General features: G+C 44.7%; 15 protein-coding genes. 7 read left to right on the forward strand and 8 right to left on the reverse strand.

Annotation, left to right across the window (positions count from 1 at the left end):
• The 4 genes from AC1W6K_RS06025 to AC1W6K_RS06040 form a co-directional block, all read right to left on the reverse strand.
• Window positions 1-2,056, reverse strand: a 2,056-nt coding sequence (locus tag AC1W6K_RS06025) for a SusC/RagA family TonB-linked outer membrane protein (RefSeq protein WP_481946805.1), incomplete at its 3' end; no start/stop codon positions are given.
• A gap of 218 nt (window positions 2,057-2,274) precedes the next feature.
• A complete protein-coding gene (locus AC1W6K_RS06030) occupies window positions 2,275-3,588 on the reverse strand; it encodes a gluconate:H+ symporter (RefSeq protein WP_481946806.1) in 1,314 nt (437 codons plus the stop codon).
• 307 nt (window positions 3,589-3,895) lie between these two features.
• Window positions 3,896-4,765 (reverse strand): sugar phosphate nucleotidyltransferase, encoded by an 870-nt coding sequence (locus tag AC1W6K_RS06035; protein ID WP_481946807.1) that lies wholly within the window; start codon window positions 4,763-4,765, stop codon window positions 3,896-3,898.
• A gap of 3 nt (window positions 4,766-4,768) precedes the next feature.
• On the reverse strand, window positions 4,769-5,845 hold the full coding sequence (locus tag AC1W6K_RS06040) for a mevalonate kinase family protein (protein WP_481720977.1): 1,077 nt from the start codon (window positions 5,843-5,845) through the stop codon (window positions 4,769-4,771).
• Window positions 5,846-5,920: 75 nt separating this feature from the next.
• On the opposite strand from AC1W6K_RS06040, the gene AC1W6K_RS06045 reads away from it, so the two are divergent.
• Window positions 5,921-7,006 (forward strand): acyltransferase family protein, encoded by a 1,086-nt coding sequence (locus AC1W6K_RS06045; protein WP_481946808.1) that lies wholly within the window; start codon window positions 5,921-5,923, stop codon window positions 7,004-7,006.
• 169 nt (window positions 7,007-7,175) lie between these two features.
• Here AC1W6K_RS06045 and AC1W6K_RS06050 read toward each other — a convergent pair whose 3' ends face one another.
• The 3 genes from AC1W6K_RS06050 to AC1W6K_RS06060 are packed head-to-tail and all read right to left on the reverse strand — an operon-like array spanning window position 7,176 to window position 10,135.
• Window positions 7,176-7,556: a group III truncated hemoglobin gene (locus AC1W6K_RS06050; RefSeq protein WP_377981870.1), complete on the reverse strand. Its 381-nt coding sequence runs from the start codon at window positions 7,554-7,556 to the stop codon at window positions 7,176-7,178.
• Window positions 7,556-8,875 carry a vanadium-dependent haloperoxidase gene (locus AC1W6K_RS06055; protein ID WP_481946809.1) on the reverse strand — a complete coding sequence of 440 codons (1,320 nt, stop codon included), beginning with the start codon at window positions 8,873-8,875 and terminating at the stop codon, window positions 7,556-7,558. The genes AC1W6K_RS06050 and AC1W6K_RS06055 overlap by 1 nt, the downstream gene beginning before the upstream one ends.
• Before the next feature lie 60 nt (window positions 8,876-8,935).
• Window positions 8,936-10,135, reverse strand: coding sequence for an FAD-dependent oxidoreductase (locus AC1W6K_RS06060; RefSeq protein ID WP_481946810.1), 1,200 nt, complete (start codon window positions 10,133-10,135; stop codon window positions 8,936-8,938).
• Between the two features lie 85 nt (window positions 10,136-10,220).
• Here AC1W6K_RS06060 and AC1W6K_RS06065 point away from each other — a divergent pair, with 85 nt between their 5' ends.
• The 3 genes from AC1W6K_RS06065 to AC1W6K_RS06075 are packed head-to-tail and all read left to right on the forward strand — an operon-like array spanning window position 10,221 to window position 12,540.
• Window positions 10,221-10,982, forward strand: a complete 762-nt coding sequence (locus AC1W6K_RS06065; protein ID WP_481720983.1) for an alpha/beta fold hydrolase — start codon at window positions 10,221-10,223, stop codon at window positions 10,980-10,982.
• Between the two features lies 1 nt (window position 10,983).
• The gene (locus tag AC1W6K_RS06070; protein WP_481946811.1) at window positions 10,984-11,652 is read left to right on the forward strand and encodes a CBS domain-containing protein; all 669 of its coding nucleotides are present in this window, start codon (window positions 10,984-10,986) and stop codon (window positions 11,650-11,652) included.
• Window positions 11,653-11,655: 3 nt separating this feature from the next.
• Window positions 11,656-12,540 (forward strand): NAD kinase, encoded by an 885-nt coding sequence (locus AC1W6K_RS06075; RefSeq protein WP_481946812.1) that lies wholly within the window; start codon window positions 11,656-11,658, stop codon window positions 12,538-12,540.
• 221 nt (window positions 12,541-12,761) lie between these two features.
• Here AC1W6K_RS06075 and mutS read toward each other — a convergent pair whose 3' ends face one another.
• Window positions 12,762-15,392 carry a DNA mismatch repair protein MutS gene (gene mutS / locus AC1W6K_RS06080; protein ID WP_481946841.1) on the reverse strand — a complete coding sequence of 877 codons (2,631 nt, stop codon included), beginning with the start codon at window positions 15,390-15,392 and terminating at the stop codon, window positions 12,762-12,764.
• Between the two features lie 76 nt (window positions 15,393-15,468).
• Here mutS and AC1W6K_RS06085 point away from each other — a divergent pair, with 76 nt between their 5' ends.
• From AC1W6K_RS06085 to pgeF, 3 genes are read left to right on the forward strand one after another with little or no spacing between them, the layout of a single operon-like run.
• Window positions 15,469-17,226, forward strand: coding sequence for a GMC family oxidoreductase (locus tag AC1W6K_RS06085; protein ID WP_481720989.1), 1,758 nt, complete (start codon window positions 15,469-15,471; stop codon window positions 17,224-17,226).
• On the forward strand, window positions 17,226-17,849 hold the full coding sequence (locus AC1W6K_RS06090; protein ID WP_377981863.1) for a gluconate 2-dehydrogenase subunit 3 family protein: 624 nt from the start codon (window positions 17,226-17,228) through the stop codon (window positions 17,847-17,849). The genes AC1W6K_RS06085 and AC1W6K_RS06090 overlap by 1 nt, the downstream gene beginning before the upstream one ends.
• Complete coding sequence (pgeF, locus tag AC1W6K_RS06095; RefSeq protein ID WP_481946813.1) at window positions 17,839-18,576, forward strand: peptidoglycan editing factor PgeF; 738 nt, start codon at window positions 17,839-17,841, stop codon at window positions 18,574-18,576. Before AC1W6K_RS06090 ends, pgeF begins: the two co-directional genes overlap by 11 nt.
• The last annotated feature ends 148 nt before the right edge of the window (window positions 18,577-18,724 follow it).

Genomic DNA, 18,724 nt, shown 5'->3' on the forward strand with positions numbered 1-18,724 from the left:
TTCTCATCACGGAGAAATCAACACCAATGTTGGCCGTAGAGTTAATCTCCCAAGTTAAACGAGGATTACCCGCAACCGTTGGTGACCATGCTCCAATACCTGCGTATGAAGTTCTTCCAAATTGTGGAATTGGATATAAATCAGCACCATTATTACCCGTCGTACCATAACTTGCTCTAAACTTAAGGTTGTCGATAAATGTAATGTTGCGAATAAATGCTTCTTCACTCGCTAACCAAACAAGACCCACAGATCCAAAGTTTGCCCATTTATTGTTCAAACCGAAACGTGAAGATCCATCACGTCTAGCAACAACGTTTACGTAATACTTACCGTCATATCCATAATTAGCTGTTGCGAATAAGGACATCAATCCATATTGACTTCCATTACCTGCTACGGCTGGTATGTAATTTGGTGTAGTTGCTGATCCTGGCGTGATACCAGCTTCATTGGTAAAGCCATTCGTAAATCCATAACCTGTAAAACCAAATGATCTGAAGTCATTCTTAATCAATTCACCAAATACTCCAGCACTTACTTCATGCTTTCCAAAAGTTGCATTGTAGTTTAATGAGGTCGTTCCTGTGTAACGGAAATTTCTGTTCATTGATCTTGTCAAGATACCCTGACGCGCAATACCACCAGAAACCTTCGGATCTACGAAGTCGGCATTTTCATTTTGCGTATAATCTACACCCCAATTTGTACGTAGGAACAAACCTTTAACAGCAGGAATGTGATACTCTAAGTAAGAAGTAGCCACACCTTTAATCTGTTTGTTGTAGTTATAATTTAAAAATAACTCCATCGCACCGTTCGGCTGACCTGAGTAAAATTGACCCGTATTTGGACCACCTGATTCATTAAAACTTCCATCAGCAATCTTTGCTACTTCGTACGGATTAGTCCAACGAATCGCATTCAAAGGTGAACTTAAGAAGGTGTTAGCTTCCGACGTATTGTTTCTGTTTGAAAAACCACCTTGAAGTCCTAAACCAAATTTAAAATTCTTAACCGTATTGTCAACGTTCGCTCTGGCTGTGTAGCGCTTCAGACCAGTTGTATTAACGATACCTTGCTGATCAAGATATGCTAAAGACGCATAAAACTTACTTGCTTCCGTTCCACCGTTTGCAGAAATTTGATGTTGTTCTGTTCTAGCAGTACGGAATAATTCGTCGCGCCAACTAACATTAATTTTTCTCAATGAATCACTCTCCGCTTTTGTCCATCCATATGGATTACCTCGTTGAAGCTCATATTTAATCTTCTCTTCGCTGTTCATAACAATTAGACGATCTTCAGGCATGGTACTTTGTCCTATTTGATAGTCGTAATTCATTTGAACTTGACCAGCTTTACCTCGTTTAGAAGTAATGACAAATACGCCATTAGCTCCTCTAGAACCATAAATACCAGTAGAAACCGCATCCTTTAAAACTTCGATACCGTCAAAATCACCTTGGTTCATTGTTTGAAAATCTGCCGCTGAAATTTCAACTCCATCTAAAATAAACAATGGCGTGTTAATACCATTGATGGAACCGTTTCCACGAATACGCACAACAGCTTGTTGGCCCGGCTGACCACCATTCGCCATAACAGAAACACCTGTAGCGGCACCCTGTAAAGCTTGGTCAAATGAACCAAATGTCTGCTTGGCTACTTCCTTTGATGAAATATTTGCAGTAGCACCTGCAAAAGATCTCTTCTGTACAGAACTGTAACCCGTTACAACCACCTCAGATAGCTGACGTGAATCCGTTGCTAACACGACGTTAATAACCGATTGGTTACCCACATTGATTGATTGGGAATTAAATCCTACAAAAGAGAAAACCAATGTAGTAGAATTGGGCACTGAAACGGAGTAAACTCCTTCAGCATTCGTTTGCGTTCCTTTGGCTGTTCCTTTAATCGAAACTGAAACACCTGGTAAACCTGAGCCATCTTCGGCCGAAGTTACCTTTCCCGTTATCTTTCTTTCCTGAGCAATTAAGCTGGTTAGGGTAAAGAAAGCCAACAGGAAAGTCATGAGTAAATTTTTTTTCATGTACTTTTTTTTTGTTAGGGGTGAAAATTTGTTGATAACTTAATATATTAATTCCGAAAATTAGGGAATTATTAATAAACCGACAAATTACGGCCAAATTATTGATGGCATAAATGTCGTTTAACAAAATATTCTAGTGTAACACGGGAAAAATAGAATTGTTTAATTGGCCTGTACAAAAACCAAAAAACTAGTTAAGATTCAACTATTTAGGTAGATCAGACGATTTGATTTAACACGAGTACGCCCAAAAGCCCCGCAATCGAAACAATCGTTTCCATCAAAGACCACGAACGTATCGTTTCTTTGACAGATAAATTAAAATACTCCTTAAACATCCAGAAGCCCGTATCATTTACATGCGAAAACATCAAACTTCCGGCACCTATACTTAAGACCATCAAATTCGGATTGACATCTCCCGAAGCGACCAAAGGCAATATCATCCCCGCCGCCGTCAAGCCTGCGATGGTCGCCGAACCAATACATACACGTATGATCGCAGCCATCAACCAGCCTAATACTAAAGGAGGAATCGGTAAACTACCCAAATAGCCTGCAATTTCTTTGCTGACTCCGGACACCAACAAAACCTCTTTAAAAGTTCCCGCACCCGCAATAATCAATAAGATCATGCCCACATCCTTCACGGCTTCCGTGTAAATCCCCATCACATGTTCCATCGATTTTCCCAAACGTAAGCCTAAAGTCCACGTGGCGAAGCAAATGGCCACCAACATCACCATCGCTGGATCAGCAATTAAATGTAAAAAAGGGCTGAAAGCTGAGTCTTGGCCCAACTGCACATCCAAGGCGGTTGTAACTACCAATAAAAATACGGGAAGCAAAGCCGTTAAAAAGCTTGATGCTTTGCTTGGTAATTCATCCGCGGCAACTTCCTGGACAGCAAAGGTCTTCAAGGGTTTTGGTTTTATATGACCAAGCGTTTTGGCAAAAATAGGTCCAGCCAAGATAATCGCCGGAATGGAAACAATGATACCATAAATCAACGTCGTCCCCATATTCGCATGAAACTGCGCGACCAAAGCCGCTGGAGATGGATGCGGCGGTAAATATCCGTGCGCCACGGACAGCGAAGCCATCATAGGCACGCCCGCTAGTAGAGGATTTAAGTTGAACCGCTGAACCAAAGCAAAAATCAATGGAATCATCAGCACAAAACCCACATTATAAAACAATGGTATCCCAATGATAAAGCCCGTAAACATCAAACCCCAGGATATATTCTTTTCACCAAACAACTGAATCAGCGTCGCGGCGATTTGTTGGGCCGCACCACTACTCGCCACCAACTTCCCTAACATCGCCCCCAATACAATAATAGTCACCAAGGACCCCAGCGTATCACCTAAACCTTTTTGCATGGATTTGGCTAAGTCGACCAAAGGCAATCCGAGCAGTACGCCCGCGCAGAGACTCACCAGCAAAAATGCGATGAATGAATTAACTTTTAGATAAGTAATGAGGAAGACCAACAGGCCTATGCAGAGAATAACGATTGCAATGGACATAGTTTTTAAATAGGTTTTGCACCAAAGTACAAAATATTCCTTTATAACAAAAAAAGACGTCAGACGTTAGACGTTAGACGTCAGACGCAAAAGGTAGACGTTAGACGTTAGACGCAAAAGCTAGACGTTAGACGTTGGAATAAATTGTAGAGACGCGATACCTCGCATCTTACAAAACAATAGACGCGAGGTATCGCGTCTCTACAGTAATCGGCGCGCAAAGCGCCTCAAACTTTGGCAATCCTGAAAGGTTTGCCAAAGAAAAAAACAAGAATCAATGTCTAACGTCTAGATTTCGCGTCTAGATTTAAAACTCCCCGTACGTCTCTTCCAAATACTGCTTCATGACCAAAATATCTTCCTTCGAAGTTAAATCGGGCACATTTTCAGCCAATGGAATGGTGTAAAAACCACGACCTTCTCCCTCTCCAAACATGACCACCGAGGTAGGCAATTCCTTTTCATTACGAACTGCATGGAACGGAGTCTTCGCCAAATACGGTAGGAACGTGGATGCTTCGAAAACAAATACGTTCATACTCACGCCTAAACGACCAATCTTCGCCATTAACTCCGCTGCCTGCTCGGCCGTAGGCTTTTCAATAATCTCCAATAAATACCCATCCGCATCCGTGCGAATCAACGCAAACGCAGAAATACGCTCAGCAGGATATAACAAACTATCGCGGTGATACGAGATCAATGCATTCGGTTCCGGAGATGCCCAAAGCGTTTTCAACGCGTTAACACTATATAGGTTGTCGGAATTACATACAATCACGCGTCCTGTTTGCCAATCCACATGTTGCATCAATGCTTGATAAACCGCATCCGCTGTTCCGGCTGGCTTCTTGCGATCCGCAGGGATTTGTTGGCGTGCGAAAACGATTTGCATGCCCCAACAAGCATCTTTGGCCATCAACCCTTCACAATATTCCTGCGAAACCGTATCCGTTGGGTGCAACAATAACATAACTTCCTCAATCCCTGCCAAATGCGCATTGTATAATTGATAGTCAATTAAGGTCTTCCCATTTTTACCCACTTGAATCATACCCTTCGTCACCGAGTTTGCCTGCGCAACTAAGTTGGGATCCAAATCACTTGCTCCTTCAGCCATCGCCTTCTTCATGCGCGAAGCCATACCGCCCGCCAAAATCAATAATCTCTTTTTCATATCTTAATAAAATAAACTTGCTTTCTCTTCTTGCGTACCTACATCGACGCGAATAATGTACCCTTTTCCCCCTGCCTCATTGATTGCTTGCACCACCGCTTCCGGATTTTGCGGCGCATAGGCAAACATGCAACCGCCACCACCTGAACCATTAATCTTGGCTCCCAAAGCTCCTGCACCCAACGCTGCCTCGATCATCCGATCGATTTTTGGCGTCGAAATGCGCTTATGTTCACGCAAATTGACTTGATGTTGGTTTAACAAATCCCCCAAACGCGCATCCTCCCAAGGAGTCTCGCCATCAAACATGGCTTTGGCAGCTAATAAAATATCGCGATCCGAAATGTTTGCGGATAATAAAACCCATTCGTCTTCTGTGAGTAATTTTTTGTATGCCATACAGGCATTTAAATCTGTGGTTGCCAAATCAAATGTAGGATCCACTTGTTTGATTTTTTCAATGCCACCCAAAGTCCCAAATTTGACATGGGCTAAAATACCGAGCGTATCTTTGGCCTCACCGGAATCTCCTAAAACAAACGTACCTAGATCACGAGCGTAAGTTTTGATGGAGATTTCAGGTTGGCTTGCTAAGTAAATAACATTGCCAACCGCCGTAGCGTATTGATCCATCATGCCACCAGGTTCCGTAAATTCCAGGACCTCCGCTTCGTAGGTGATTTCGCCCACTTCCTTTTGGGAATAGCCTAGCTTATACATTTCATTAAGTAACTGTACCCAAGAAACAAGCAGCGCTGAGGAGCTCGAAGTACCCGAATTAATTGGAATATTACCACGAACCTCTAGTTCTAATCCTTTGTCGATGACATGACCGCGGCGCTGCAATACATTACAAACACTTTTGAAATAATCACGCCCTTGCGTATATGCCAAAGGGTAATCTAGGACAAATTCATCGCTTTTATTTATGTCCGGCATTTCGAAATGGACAATTTGATCGGGGCGAAAAGCACCTTTTATTTGAATTCGCTTTGAAATTGCTGCTGCAATAACGGGAAGACCTAAATAGTCTTGATGTTCACCAAACAAACAAATCCTCCCCGGAGTAGATACAATCATATAATTTGATAATGAACAAAAGTACAAAATTGATTTTAAAAAAATAGTTACATTTGGGCTGACCAATTTAAACCAATGATCTCAAACCGCTTTCCTGCTGTTGATTATTTTCGGGGATTTATCCTATTTTTATTGGCAGCCGAAACTACCGGCCTATACGAGCACTTAGAAACGCTCTTCCCACATTCATTTATCTTAAAACAATTTTTCCATGCTGAATGGCAAGGATTGCATTTTTGGGATTTGATCCAACCGGGATTTATGTTAATCGCTGGATCTGCCCTTTATTTTTCAACCTATAAAAGATTAGATCAAGGCGCGACCTATGCAACTTTGTGGCCGCATGTAATCAAAAGGTCTATTTTTCTATTCCTGGCTGGTACGGGTTTACATTGCATGTATCGGGGTGAAATGGTGCTGGAATTGTGGAATGTGTTGACCCAGCTATCCTTCACAACATTGATTACGTTCTTCCTACTACGCTTTTCGATTCCCTTGCAAATTGCAGCTTCCGTTTTATTTTTGTTGATTTCACATTCACTTTATGTATTTAGTTCGATTCCTGGATTTGACCAACCATACACACCGGATCATAATTTTGGTTCATACATTGACCTGTTGGTGATGGGCAAATTAAGCAATGGCCATTGGATCGCGATGAACTTTTTACCTACGGCGGCACATACCATTTGGGGCGCTTTGATAGGCCGAATTATTCATCGGACTAGTCCTCCGCAATTAGTTTTTCGCACGTTTTTAGGACTAGGGGTCTTGGGGATTATAGCTGGATACGGACTTGATATGGCTGGAATTCCGATCATCAAACGAACAGCAACTTTATCCTTCACGCTCGCTTCGGCCGGTTGGGTTACTCTGTTAATGGCCTTATTCTACAAAAACTGGTCAACTGAAAAACCAATTATTCCCCTACCCAAGTACCTGAATTCGATTGGCAATAACTCCTTATTGATCTACCTTTTCTTCGAAACAATCGTTCCTCAATGGTTAAACAAAAAGATGCACATATTCGTGGGAGGATTTGCAGATTTGGTTTCCATGCCGGAAGCCTGGGGCGATGTACTTAATTCCATCGTGGTGCTGATGATTATAGTCAAATTAGCTACGTGGCTTGATGCTAGGAAGATTTATTTCAAATTATAATTAGACTTCAGACGCTAGACGTTAGACGCTAGAATAGACGTCAGACGCTAGAATAGACGTCAGACCCTAGACGTCAGACGCTAGAATAGACGTCAGACGTTAGAAAATAATTGTACTCCGGACTAAAGACTCCGGACTAACGTCTGACGTCTAGAGTCTGGCATATAAGCTACTGCTCATTGATGAGCTGTAGCTTATATGCCCATGTCTGCGCAATATTCCACGCCTTCGTCTTTGCCTCTTCGGTTTTAGGACCTGCAAAATGGGCGTCTAGGGTGGCGGAGAACATCTCGAACCAACGGTCAAAATGGGCCATGGTCAACGGGACTTTTTGGTTTATTTCGAGATGTGGACGCATAGGCGCGCCTTTGTAATTAGATCCATCGAGCAACAACATCTCCCAAAAATCGTACATCTTAGGCAAATGATGCGTCCAATCTACCTGCATCACATCGATAAACACATGCCCCACCAAGTCATCCGATTTCATACCGCCATAAAAGGCATCCACAAAAACCTTAATATCATCTCGAGAGGCTATGTCGTTCATTACTTACGTGTTTTGACGTTGGCCAATAACCACTGACCCACCTTCGAACCTTGAATAGCTCCCTCATCTAAGGCTGGGCGGAAGTGAATTCCACCGTACAGCCTACTAACCGACGCCTCATCCGAAGCCTGAATAAATGACGTAAACTTACGAGGTGGCAAGCCATAGGGAACCTCCGTGGAATCATTGAATGCTACATTATCGCCATAAACCTTCGTTAATACCTCAGCCGCCGCACGCGAAATCGTACTGTGGCCCGACGTATATTCGGGGAATGGAGGTGTTTGCAACACAGGGATCCAAGTCTTATCAATCGACGCATTGATCACCGTCTCTGGACGAATGCGAATCGAACGGTATTTCTCATCCCAGCACGAAATAAAACCGTCAAAAATTGCCAACGAAGTCAAGGCTAAAGCCTCCGCTGTTTCCACATAGGGCTTGTTGTATTGACGCGAAATTTGCGCCACAATGCCCAACCAGTGTCCACCTGGCGACATTTTCTTGGTAGCAAACATCGCATGTCCGGTAATATTCATTTTAAAGGGATTGCAATCCCAGAAGTTGGCAATATCCCGCTGCTCATCCGTCAAATTCTTCACCGTCTCATACGAATCCATCACCTCTTTGTAATAAGGACTGCCCTTTGTTAAATCAAATTTTGCAGGAGCAGGTGCTCTAAACTGCGATGATGAATCCAAAATAACTGGACGAACTTTCGTCCAATAAGGCTCTACCGCATCCATATACGCTGGAGGCGTAGGTGTCCACGTTCCCGGTAAATTCGTCACCGTAAAGCGAAAACCACGCGTTTGCTTGTAATTATCTTTGGCAGCCCAGCGCATCACGGAAGCCGCAATGGAATCGCCTAGGGCAACTGAACGCTCATATACCTCATCTGGCATGCCCGTCTTGCGGAAATCTGCCTCGATTTGTTTGTCAAATTCAACGTATAATTCTTGCGCAAAAGTTAACTTTTTACCCGCGGAAAGAAACGCACGTGTGGAAACCAACGGATAACAATATTCCAATCCTGCCTCAGGTTGTGCCACTTTTTCGAAACCGTTTAATTGACCCACAAACGTACGAAAACGCTTATCCGCATGAATCGCCCCTTCATATCCCGCCACACTGGCATACATATAAATACGTGAAGAAACCGGTGGCGCGAAGATATCATGGATGATACTTTCGGTCAACATATTTTGTGCACGCTCTAAAAACTTGGGGTTTGCAGCTTCCTGCTGATAGTTTGGGTTGGTTTTTTTACAAGAAGTAAATGTGGCCAACAAGGCAAATATGAGTACTACTCTTTTCATAAGTTTAAACAAAATGAGCAACAAATATACAAATTAATCCGTAAAATTTCCTGATAATTATCAGGCCGTCAAACAGCTTTCCGCGGCGAAACGGCCGGAAGACATGGCCGACTGCAAGGATGCGAAACCCGTGAAATCACCGGATAAAACAATGCCCGCATCCGCAGCTTTTTGCTTCAGTTCATCAAAAGCACCCACCGCCGGCAATGCTTCCGGCAGGAGGTACTCCTTTAAAAATGCCCAATTTTGGATGCTGGGGCCTACGAATGGAGCGAGTTCAGTAAGCACATCTGCCGACTGCATCGAGACATCCAACGTGGTAACAGATATTAAATCCATGCCTTTCGGCGCATAGGCTGGTTGGACATGAGAAAGATAGGCATAATGCAACACCCGACTATTCGGAACCAAATGCAACATTGGCTTCACATCAGCAGCAGCAGGCGCTTGAAAATAAAGTGTCTTGGTGCTCCAAAAGGCCCCTTTTTCGAGTGACACCCCCAACAGTTTCGCGGCAGCCGAAGCGTCCGTGGCGAGGATTACATGTTCCGCATCCACCGTAGCCCCATCCGATAAAGTAACTTGATTCGCTGAAACCTGAGTCACCTGCGTCCCCAAACGAAGCGAATCCGCAGGCAGCGAAGCTGCCATTTGTAAAGAAATCGCGCCTATGCCCGTAGCGGGTATCGCCGCAGTCCCCTCTAAAAACTGCTTCATGTAATAGCGAAACAAGGACGCCGGCGGATTCAAACCAGCAGATAAAAATATCCCGCCAAAAAACGGCCGAAGAAAATGTGATTGAAATTTGGGTGAGAAACCCCAACGGTTTAGAAAATCTTGGGTGGATTCTTGAGACCCTAGCGGTTGGACATCAGCCTGCGTGATAAACCACAAACGCGCCAATAAATAAGCATCTTTCACAGTCATGATCCCAGAGGCTAAGGCACTGAAAAGGGACCCCGGTTGTTTGAGGGGATTTACGAAGGCCAACCAGCTATCGTTATTCCACAAATAGGCGCCCGATTCAAAAGCAGCTAAGTCCAACGAATGTAAATCCAAACTCCGTTGTACTTCAGGGTAATTTGTTTGTAAAACTTGAAATCCTACATCGAGTGTGAAGCCTTTGACATGCTCGGAATAGAGACGTCCGCCCACCTGATTTTGGGCGTCCACCAACAAAAACGGAATCTGATTTAAGTGCAATTGCGCCGCCGCCAACAAGCCCGCCATTCCGGCTCCAATGATAACAACTGGTTTCATGAACTAATTAAAATGAACAAAGTGCATAAACTTACAAAAGTTTAAAGTCTTTTTTATTACTTTGCAGATTAAATGGGTATTTGGAATGGATTATATAGTTAAGAAGGAACACGACTACCAGTATATCGAAGAGGGATCTGGCGATACCTTACTGCTCCTTCACGGTTTATTTGGCGCACTAAATAACTGGGAAGGTGTTATCACCCACTTCATCCAAAAATACAAAGTCATCATTCCACTCATGCCAATTCACGACATGCCCATCAAAGAGGCAGGTTGCGAAGGTTTAACCACATTCATTGAAGGATTTGTCGCCTACAAAAAGATGGACAAATTCAGCTTAATCGGCAATTCATTAGGCGGCCATGTTGCCTTAATTTATACACTAAAATACCCAGAGAAGGTTCAACGATTAATCCTAACGGGATCGTCCGGATTATTCGAAAATTCCATGGGTGGATCCTATCCAAAACGAGGTAATTACGAGTACATCAAAGAGCGCGTGGAATACACATTCTACGACCCGAAAACGGCGAGCAAGGAATTAGTCGACGAAGTATTTGAAATTACCAATAGCATTCCTAAAGTGATGCGCATTATCGCCATTGCCAAATCCGCGCAGCGGAACAATATGGCCAAGGATATTGTTCGGATCAAAACCCCTACCCTGTTGATTTGGGGCTTAAATGATACGATAACCCCACCGCAAGTGGGTCACGAATTCAATGAATTAATTCCCGGTTCTGAGTTGCATTTCATAGATAAATGTTGCCACGCACCCATGATGGAAAGACCGCAAGAATTCAACCAGATTTTAGCCAAATGGCTAGACCAAAATCCCGCATAGCATGCTCACGCTCGCTTACTTATCGTATGATTTCCCGGTATTGAAACTGACAGATTCAATCCAAAAAGCGATGAAGGTTTTTCATGACCATGAACTAACCAACCTAGCGGTATTAGATGGCAAAAAATTTGTGGGAAATGTTACCGAAGAACTGCTTGCCAACAGCAATCAACCTGGTGGAAAATTGAGTGAGTTAACATCGTTTTTTAAGGATTATTCGTTGGAGGCCGACGAGGATTTATTCGCCAGTCTGCCCCTCTTTGAAAAGAGTCAATTCAAGTTAATTCCGGTTGTCAATGACACCCATGAATGGCAAGGCTATATTAGCCTAAACACGGTAGGAGAAGCCATCGCCTTGAATGGATTTAATGGCGAAGATGGTGGAGTTATTTACATTCCATTTCATATTCAACACGATTCCTTTAGCTTAATTGCCCGGATTATCGAAGAAAATCGCGGATTAATTACGCGTTCATGTATGCTTCGAAATAGTAAGGATGCATTAGGATTACCGGAATTAATGGTTCAAATTCAAACCGAACAATTGTCAAGCGTTGTTCAAGGACTGGAGCGCCATGGAGTGATTATCAACAAAGCCTATATGTTTGGCAAGCGCGAAGCGGCTGATAATGAGCGCTTTGACTTATTCATGAAATTTTTAAATCCCTAACCGGTGTCACTACGTTTAGCCATTCACGGGAAGTCTTTTAATGCGGAAACCAAAGCGTTGATGGAGGCTATTTGGCAAGAAATTACGTCCAAAAACTGCGTGCCCATTCTATCTGAATACTTTAAACAGCATTTAGCTGAACACCAATTTCCAGTTAGCGATATCCCATCCTACAATGAAAAAATAGGAACGCCGAAAGACGCACACATGGCCTGGAGTATTGGTGGCGATGGTACCTTATTGGAAACGCTAACGCACATTGGGGCAAAGGAATTACCTATTCTGGGTTTAAATACGGGACGATTAGGCTTCTTGGCGACGTTATCGCCCCAAGATGTTAGTCCGGCATTGGACCAATTAATCCAAGGAAATTACCGGATTGAAGATCGTACGCTGGTGAGTGTGCAGTCCGACATCGAATTATTTGAAGACAAACAATTTGGCTTAAATGAGGTCGGCATTATGAAAACGGATTCGTCTTCCATGATTGTGATCAAAGCTTTTGTGGATGGCAACTACCTGAATACCTATTGGGCGGATGGTTTAATTGTGTCAACCGCCACCGGGGCAACAGGCTATTCGCTTTCCGTAGGTGGTCCTTTGGTGATGCCAAGTTCCGATATTTTAATCATCGCACCCGTGAGCCCACACAACTTAAACGTGCGTCCATTGGTCGTTTCAAGTGAATCAAAATTGCGCTTCGAAGTCACAAGCCGCAGTCAAAATTTCCTAATTTCCATCGATTCCCGCTCTCGTGTCATCGATTCCAAATTCGCCATCGAGGTCCAAAAAGCTCCTTTCGCCGCCAAAATCGTCAAGATTCCTGGGGATGATTTCTTAACTACGTTGAGAAGTAAGTTGAATTGGGGATTGGATGTTCGAAATTAATTCCTGCGGAATTAATTTCGAGTCCGGAGGGGAAAAGTCCGGAGGAAAATAGTCCGTAGTCCGATGGAAAAGAGTCCGGAGGAAAATAGTCCGTAGGGATTTAGTCCGAAGTTCGAAGGAAATAAGCACAGAGTCAAAATATTAAAAGGATTTACTAGCATATCAATTTCCTTAATCCTCCTCCGGACTTTGGACTTTTTCCCTCCGGACTCCATCCTGACTTACAACAACCTTTTCAGCTCATTCAACTTCAACAGCGCCTCAATCGGCGACAGCGTATTCACATCCAATTCACCTAATTGCTCCTCGATTTTCTTCAGCCCTTCCGGGATTTCAGCACCGAATAAACTTAGTTGATAGTTGTTTTTTGGCATGTCTTTGAGCTTGTCTACATTATCCTCCAACACATGATCCTTCTCCAAATTTTGCAAAATCTCATGTGCACGTAGCACGAGGGAGGTCGGCATTCCGGCCATCTGAGCCACGTGAATACCAAAACTATGTGCCGATCCACCTGGAACTAATTTCCGTAAGAAAATGATCTTATTGCCCACTTCCTTCACAGAAACGTGGAAATTCTTGATGCGCGGAAAGTCCTCCGCCAATTCGTTCAACTCGTGGTAGTGGGTAGCGAACAACGTTTTGGCCCGACATTTCGGATGATTATGGACGTGCTCCGCAATTGCCCAAGCCATGGAAACGCCATCGTACGTAGATGTACCCCGACCGATTTCATCCAATAAGACCAAGGAATTATTTGACAAATTATTAAGGATCGCGGCGGTTTCGGTCATCTCCACCATGAAGGTCGACTCCCCTTTGGAGAGATTATCCGACGCCCCTACCCGCGTGAAAACTTTGTCTACCAATCCGATCGACGCAGAAGTCGCCGGCACGAAAGAACCCATTTGCGCCATCAAAACAATGAGGGCTGTCTGACGTAAAAGGGCCGATTTACCCGCCATATTAGGCCCGGTAATCATAATGATTTGTTGGGTCTCGTTATCTAAATACACGTCATTTGGCACGTATTCTTCCCCCAATGGCAATTGCTGCTCAATGACGGGATGTCGGCCAGCCTCAATTTGTATCGAATCTCCGGTATGTAACGTGGGCTGCACATAACCGTTGCGTTTGGCTACGACGGCAAAACTGGTCAACACATCCAAGGTCGCGATGCCGTGCGCATTCAACTGAATCAACTCCAAATATTCGAGTGATTCACGCACCAGCTCCTGAAAAATCCCAAATTCAATCGTCGATATTTTATCCTCCGCACTTAAAATCTTCTCCTCATATCCCTTCAATTCCTCCGTGATGTACCGCTCCGCATTCACGAGCGTCTGCTTGCGAATCCACTCCGGCGGCACGCGGTCTTTATGCGCATTGGTCACCTCCAAATAATAGCCAAAAACCTTATTATAGGCCACTTTTAACGACGTAATCCCGGTGCGTTCGATCTCACGTTTCTGCATCGCGGCCAGGTAATCTTTGCCGTTGGTCGATAACAAATGTAGCTCGTCCAGCTCCGCCAAATACCCCGTTTTGATAATGCCACCCTGATGCACGAGCATCGGGGCATCGTCGCGCAACGCGGACTCAATCTTCTGCACCAAATGCAAACATGGATTCAATTGATCCGCCCACTTCTGTAAAATTTCAGCGGGATGCGATGCCAAGGTTTCCTTGATCGCCGGAATTTGCTGCAAGGCTCGTTTCAACTGCACCAGTTCCCTCGGGTTAATTCGCCCAGCGGCCACTTTGGAAATCAAGCGCTCCAAATCACCGATGGGCTTGAGTAAATTGATTAGGGCCTCGAGGACATCGGGGAGTTCCAATAATCCCGCCACGCCTTGTTGGCGCTCCTGAATCGCCCCCAATTCCTTCAGTGGCAACACCATCCACTTCCGCAACAGTCGTGCACCCATGGGCGTGAGCGTTTGGTCCAGTAAGGAAATCAATGGAACGCCGCCTTCCTGAACAGAATAAACGAGCTCCAGATTACGAATAGTAAAGCGATCCAGCCACACAAATTTGTCCTCTTCGATCCGTTGGATCGTGGCAATATGACCCACTTGCTTGTGTTCCGTCTCCGCCAAATAATGTAAAATAACCCCGGCGGCGATGATGCCCAGCGGCATATTTTCTATCCCAAAACCTTTCAGATTTTTGGTCTTGAAATGTTCGGTTAATAAGGGATAGGTAAATTCATGGGAAAAAATCCATTCTTCTAAGGAGAAGGAATGGGTTTGGTCCCCGAAATTTTCTTGGTACACCGACCGGTATTTTTTCGGGTATAAAATCTCTGCGGGCATGAAACTCTGAATCAGCTTTTGGACATAGGCCAAAGGCCCTTGCGAGCACATGAATTCCCCGGTGGATATATCTAAAAATGCCACGCCGTATTGCGCGTCTTTTTCTTGGTAGCTAATCGCGGCAACGTAATTATTGCGTTTATGATCGAGCACTTGATCGTTGAACGAAACACCGGGTGTCACTAATTCGGTTACGCCGCGTTTCACGATACCTTTGGCTTCGGCTGGGTTCTCCAACTGGTCACAGATGGCTACACGCTGGCCGGCACGCACTAATTTGGGCAAATACGTATCTAAGGAATGGTAGGGGAATCCCGCTAAATGATCATCTGCATTGCCATTATTCCGGCGTGTCAACGTGATCCCTAAAATTTTGGATGCCTTCACCGCATCCTCACCAAACGTCTCATAAAAATCACCTACCCGGAATAGCAAAATGGCACCCGGATATTTGGCTTTGATTTGATTAAACTGTCGGGAAAGTGGGGTCTCCCCTTTTTTCAAAGGTTCTTGCCCATCGGGTGTATTTTTGGCCAAAATTTTTATTACTAATGGAAACAAAAATAAGTCAAATTTTATACATTTACCATTCTTTAAAACCTTATCCATAACTATGATTAATTCGTCTATTTACATTCAATCCCAACAAGAAGTTTTCGACGTGGTGATTGTGGGTTCTGGAGCCGGAGGAGGAATGGCAGCACATACATTAACGAAGGCAGGAGCTAAAGTTTGTGTGTTGGAAGCTGGCCAACCGTTCGACCCAGCTGACCCGAAAGACATGACCCAAATGAAATGGCCTTACGAGTCATTGCGCCGCGGTTCAAGTTCTTCACTCCGTAATTTTGGTGATTTTGATGCTGCTTATGGCGGTTGGGATATCGAAGGAGAACCCTACACACGAAAAGATGGTACCAAATTCGATTGGTTCCGTTCGCGGATGGTGGGTGGCCGTACGAACCACTGGGGACGTATTTCCTTGCGTTTTGGACCGGATGATTTCAAAAGAAAAAGTATTGATGGATTGGGAGATGACTGGCCGATTGGCTATGACGATGTCAAACCATATTACGATAAAGTAGATAAATTAATTGGGGTTTTCGGTACGAACGAAGGCTTGCGTAATAACCCGGATGGGTATTTCTTGCCTCCTCCGCAACCTCGTTTGCACGAGTTAATGATCAAAAAGGCGAATAAAGCCTTGGGTATTCCGACCTATCCGTCACGGATGTCGATGTTGACAAAACCCATCAACAATGAGCGTGGCCAATGTTTTTATTGCGGCCAATGTAACCGTGGGTGTTCGGCCTACGCGGATTTCTCTTCTTCTTCGGTATTGATTAAACCATCAGCAGCAACGGGCAATTTAACGATGCTGCCATTCGCGATGGCGCGGGAGGTAACGACAGATCCGGCAACGGGTTTAGCGACTGGCGTTTCGTATATCCACACAGGTACGATGCAAGAATATACCGTACGCGGTAAGATTGTTGTTTTGGCTGCTAGTGCGGGTGAAACAGCTCGTTTATTATTGAATTCCAAAAGTTCTCGCTTCCCGAATGGTTTAGCTAATTCGAGTGGTGTGGTAGGTAAATATTTGAATGATTCGACGGGAGCTTCTCGTTCGGCGATCATTCCGAAGTTGTTTGACAGAAAACGCTACAATGAAGATGGTGTGGGTGGTATGCACATTTACACGCCGTGGTGGTTAGACAACTCCAAACTAGATTTCCCACGCGGTTACCACATCGAATATGGTGGAGGTATGGGTATGCCAAACTACGGATTCGGCTGGGGTATTGAAGGCTTAAACGGCCGCGAGAACTTCACGCGTGATGGTTTGAAAAAAGCAGCGGGTGGCTATGGCGCAACTTTGAAAGAAGATTATCGCCGGTTCTACGGAGCGTATGTGAATTTTGCAGGACGTGGGGAACCGGTTGTTCGCGAGGATAATTACTGTGAAATCGACCCGAATGTGGTGGATAAGTACGGTATTCCCGTGTTACGCTTTCATTACAAATGGGCGGATTACGAAGTGAAGCAAGCGAAGCACATGCAGGATACCTTTGAGGAAATCATCCATGCGATGGGTGGTGAGCCGATGGGCAAAAAGCCGGGTGCAGAAAATAATTATGGTTTGGCGGATCCAGGACGTATCATCCACGAAGTGGGCACGGCGCGTATGGGTAATGATAAGAATACCTCGGTATTGAATTCAAATTGCCAAGCACATGATGTGAAGAATTTATTTGTCGCGGATGCGGCGCCATTTGTTTCTCAGGGAGATAAAAATGCGACGTGGACGATTTTGGCATTATCGCTACGGACATCGGAGTACATTATTGATCAACGTAAAAAAGGCAACCTATAATGAAAAGAAGAGACTATTTAAAAAATATGGGCTTGAGTTCGTTGGGCTTAGCCGTATTCAATCCCGATGAAAAGGCGATTGAAAATTTAGAATTAGGCAAAACTGCAGTGAAAAGACCAAACGGTCGGACGCAGGAAGAGGCTGAAATGGAAGCCCGCTTACAGGCGGAAGTATTTTTGAACAAACATGAATTGGATACGATTACAATCTTGTCGGACATCATCATTCCGGCCGACAAGAAATCGGGCAGTGCGTCACAGTCTGGCGTAACGGCATTCATCGAATTCATTGTGAAAGATAAGCCGGAGTTCAAGACACCGATGCGCGGTGGATTGCGTTGGCTGGACTCGGAGTCCAACAAGCGTTTTGGCAAGAAATTTACGGAGATCACTGCGGCGCAACGTATCAACATCGTCGATGATATTGCTTATCCGGAAACGGCACCGAAGCATTTATCGCAGGGCGTGAGTTTCTTTACCTTGATGCGTAATTTAACGGCGACGGGATTTTACACGTCGAAGATGGGCATCGCGGATTTAGATTACAAGGGCAATACCCCGAATCAATGGAACGGCGTTCCGGATGAGGTATTGAAGCAGTACGGATTAAGTTATGACGCATAGTCGGGTCATTCGACCTGAAATTTTCAAACACATTCCTCAGCTCGTGGCGGGTATTTCGACTCGCCACGGCGGAGTGAGTTCACAAGCGTATCAATCGTTAAATTTAGGGGTACATACCGACGATGATCCAGTGGCGATTTCGTCCAATCTGGGACTTTTTTGCGCGGATTTAGGTATTTCACCAGACGCTTTAGCGCGTTCGTATCAGGTACATGGGTCTGAAATCTGGACGACGTCTGAGGCCGGGTATCAGACAGGTTTTGATGCGGTTTTGACGTCTGAGCAGGGTATTTTTGCGGGTGTGGGGATAGCGGATTGTTGTCCGATATTATTGGCAGATCCGGTGCGGTTTTCTGTCGCGGCGATTCATGCCGGTTGGAAAGGCACCGTCGCCCAAATCGTTCACAAAACTGCCTCCGCCATGATTGTCGGCGGATCAAATCCAACAGATATTTTAGCGTACATCGGCCCTTGTATTAGCTTGGAAAACTTCGAAGTGGGCGATGAAGTGGCTGAGCAATTCAATCACAAGGAAAAGCGCGGCGCGCGCTGGCATGTGGATTTGAAGGCCACGAATGCAGCGCAGTTACACGATTTAGGCATTACCCAAATTGAAATTTCCGACTATTGCACGGTGGCGAATAATGATGTGTTCTATTCACACCGGAAAGAGAAGGGAATTACGGGCAGGATGCTGGCGGTAATTGGATTTAAGCGAAGGGGGTAAACGCTGCCGGGGTCTGCGACCCCGGCAGCGTTACCGCACAAAGGTATTTACAATACAGTTGAGATTGGTCTGAAAAACTGATAAAAAACAAAGAAATTAGCCCAAAAACAGGCTTTTGCACAAATAAAACCGCAGAAAACTGATAAAC

The organism is Aquirufa sp., assembly GCF_964796385.1.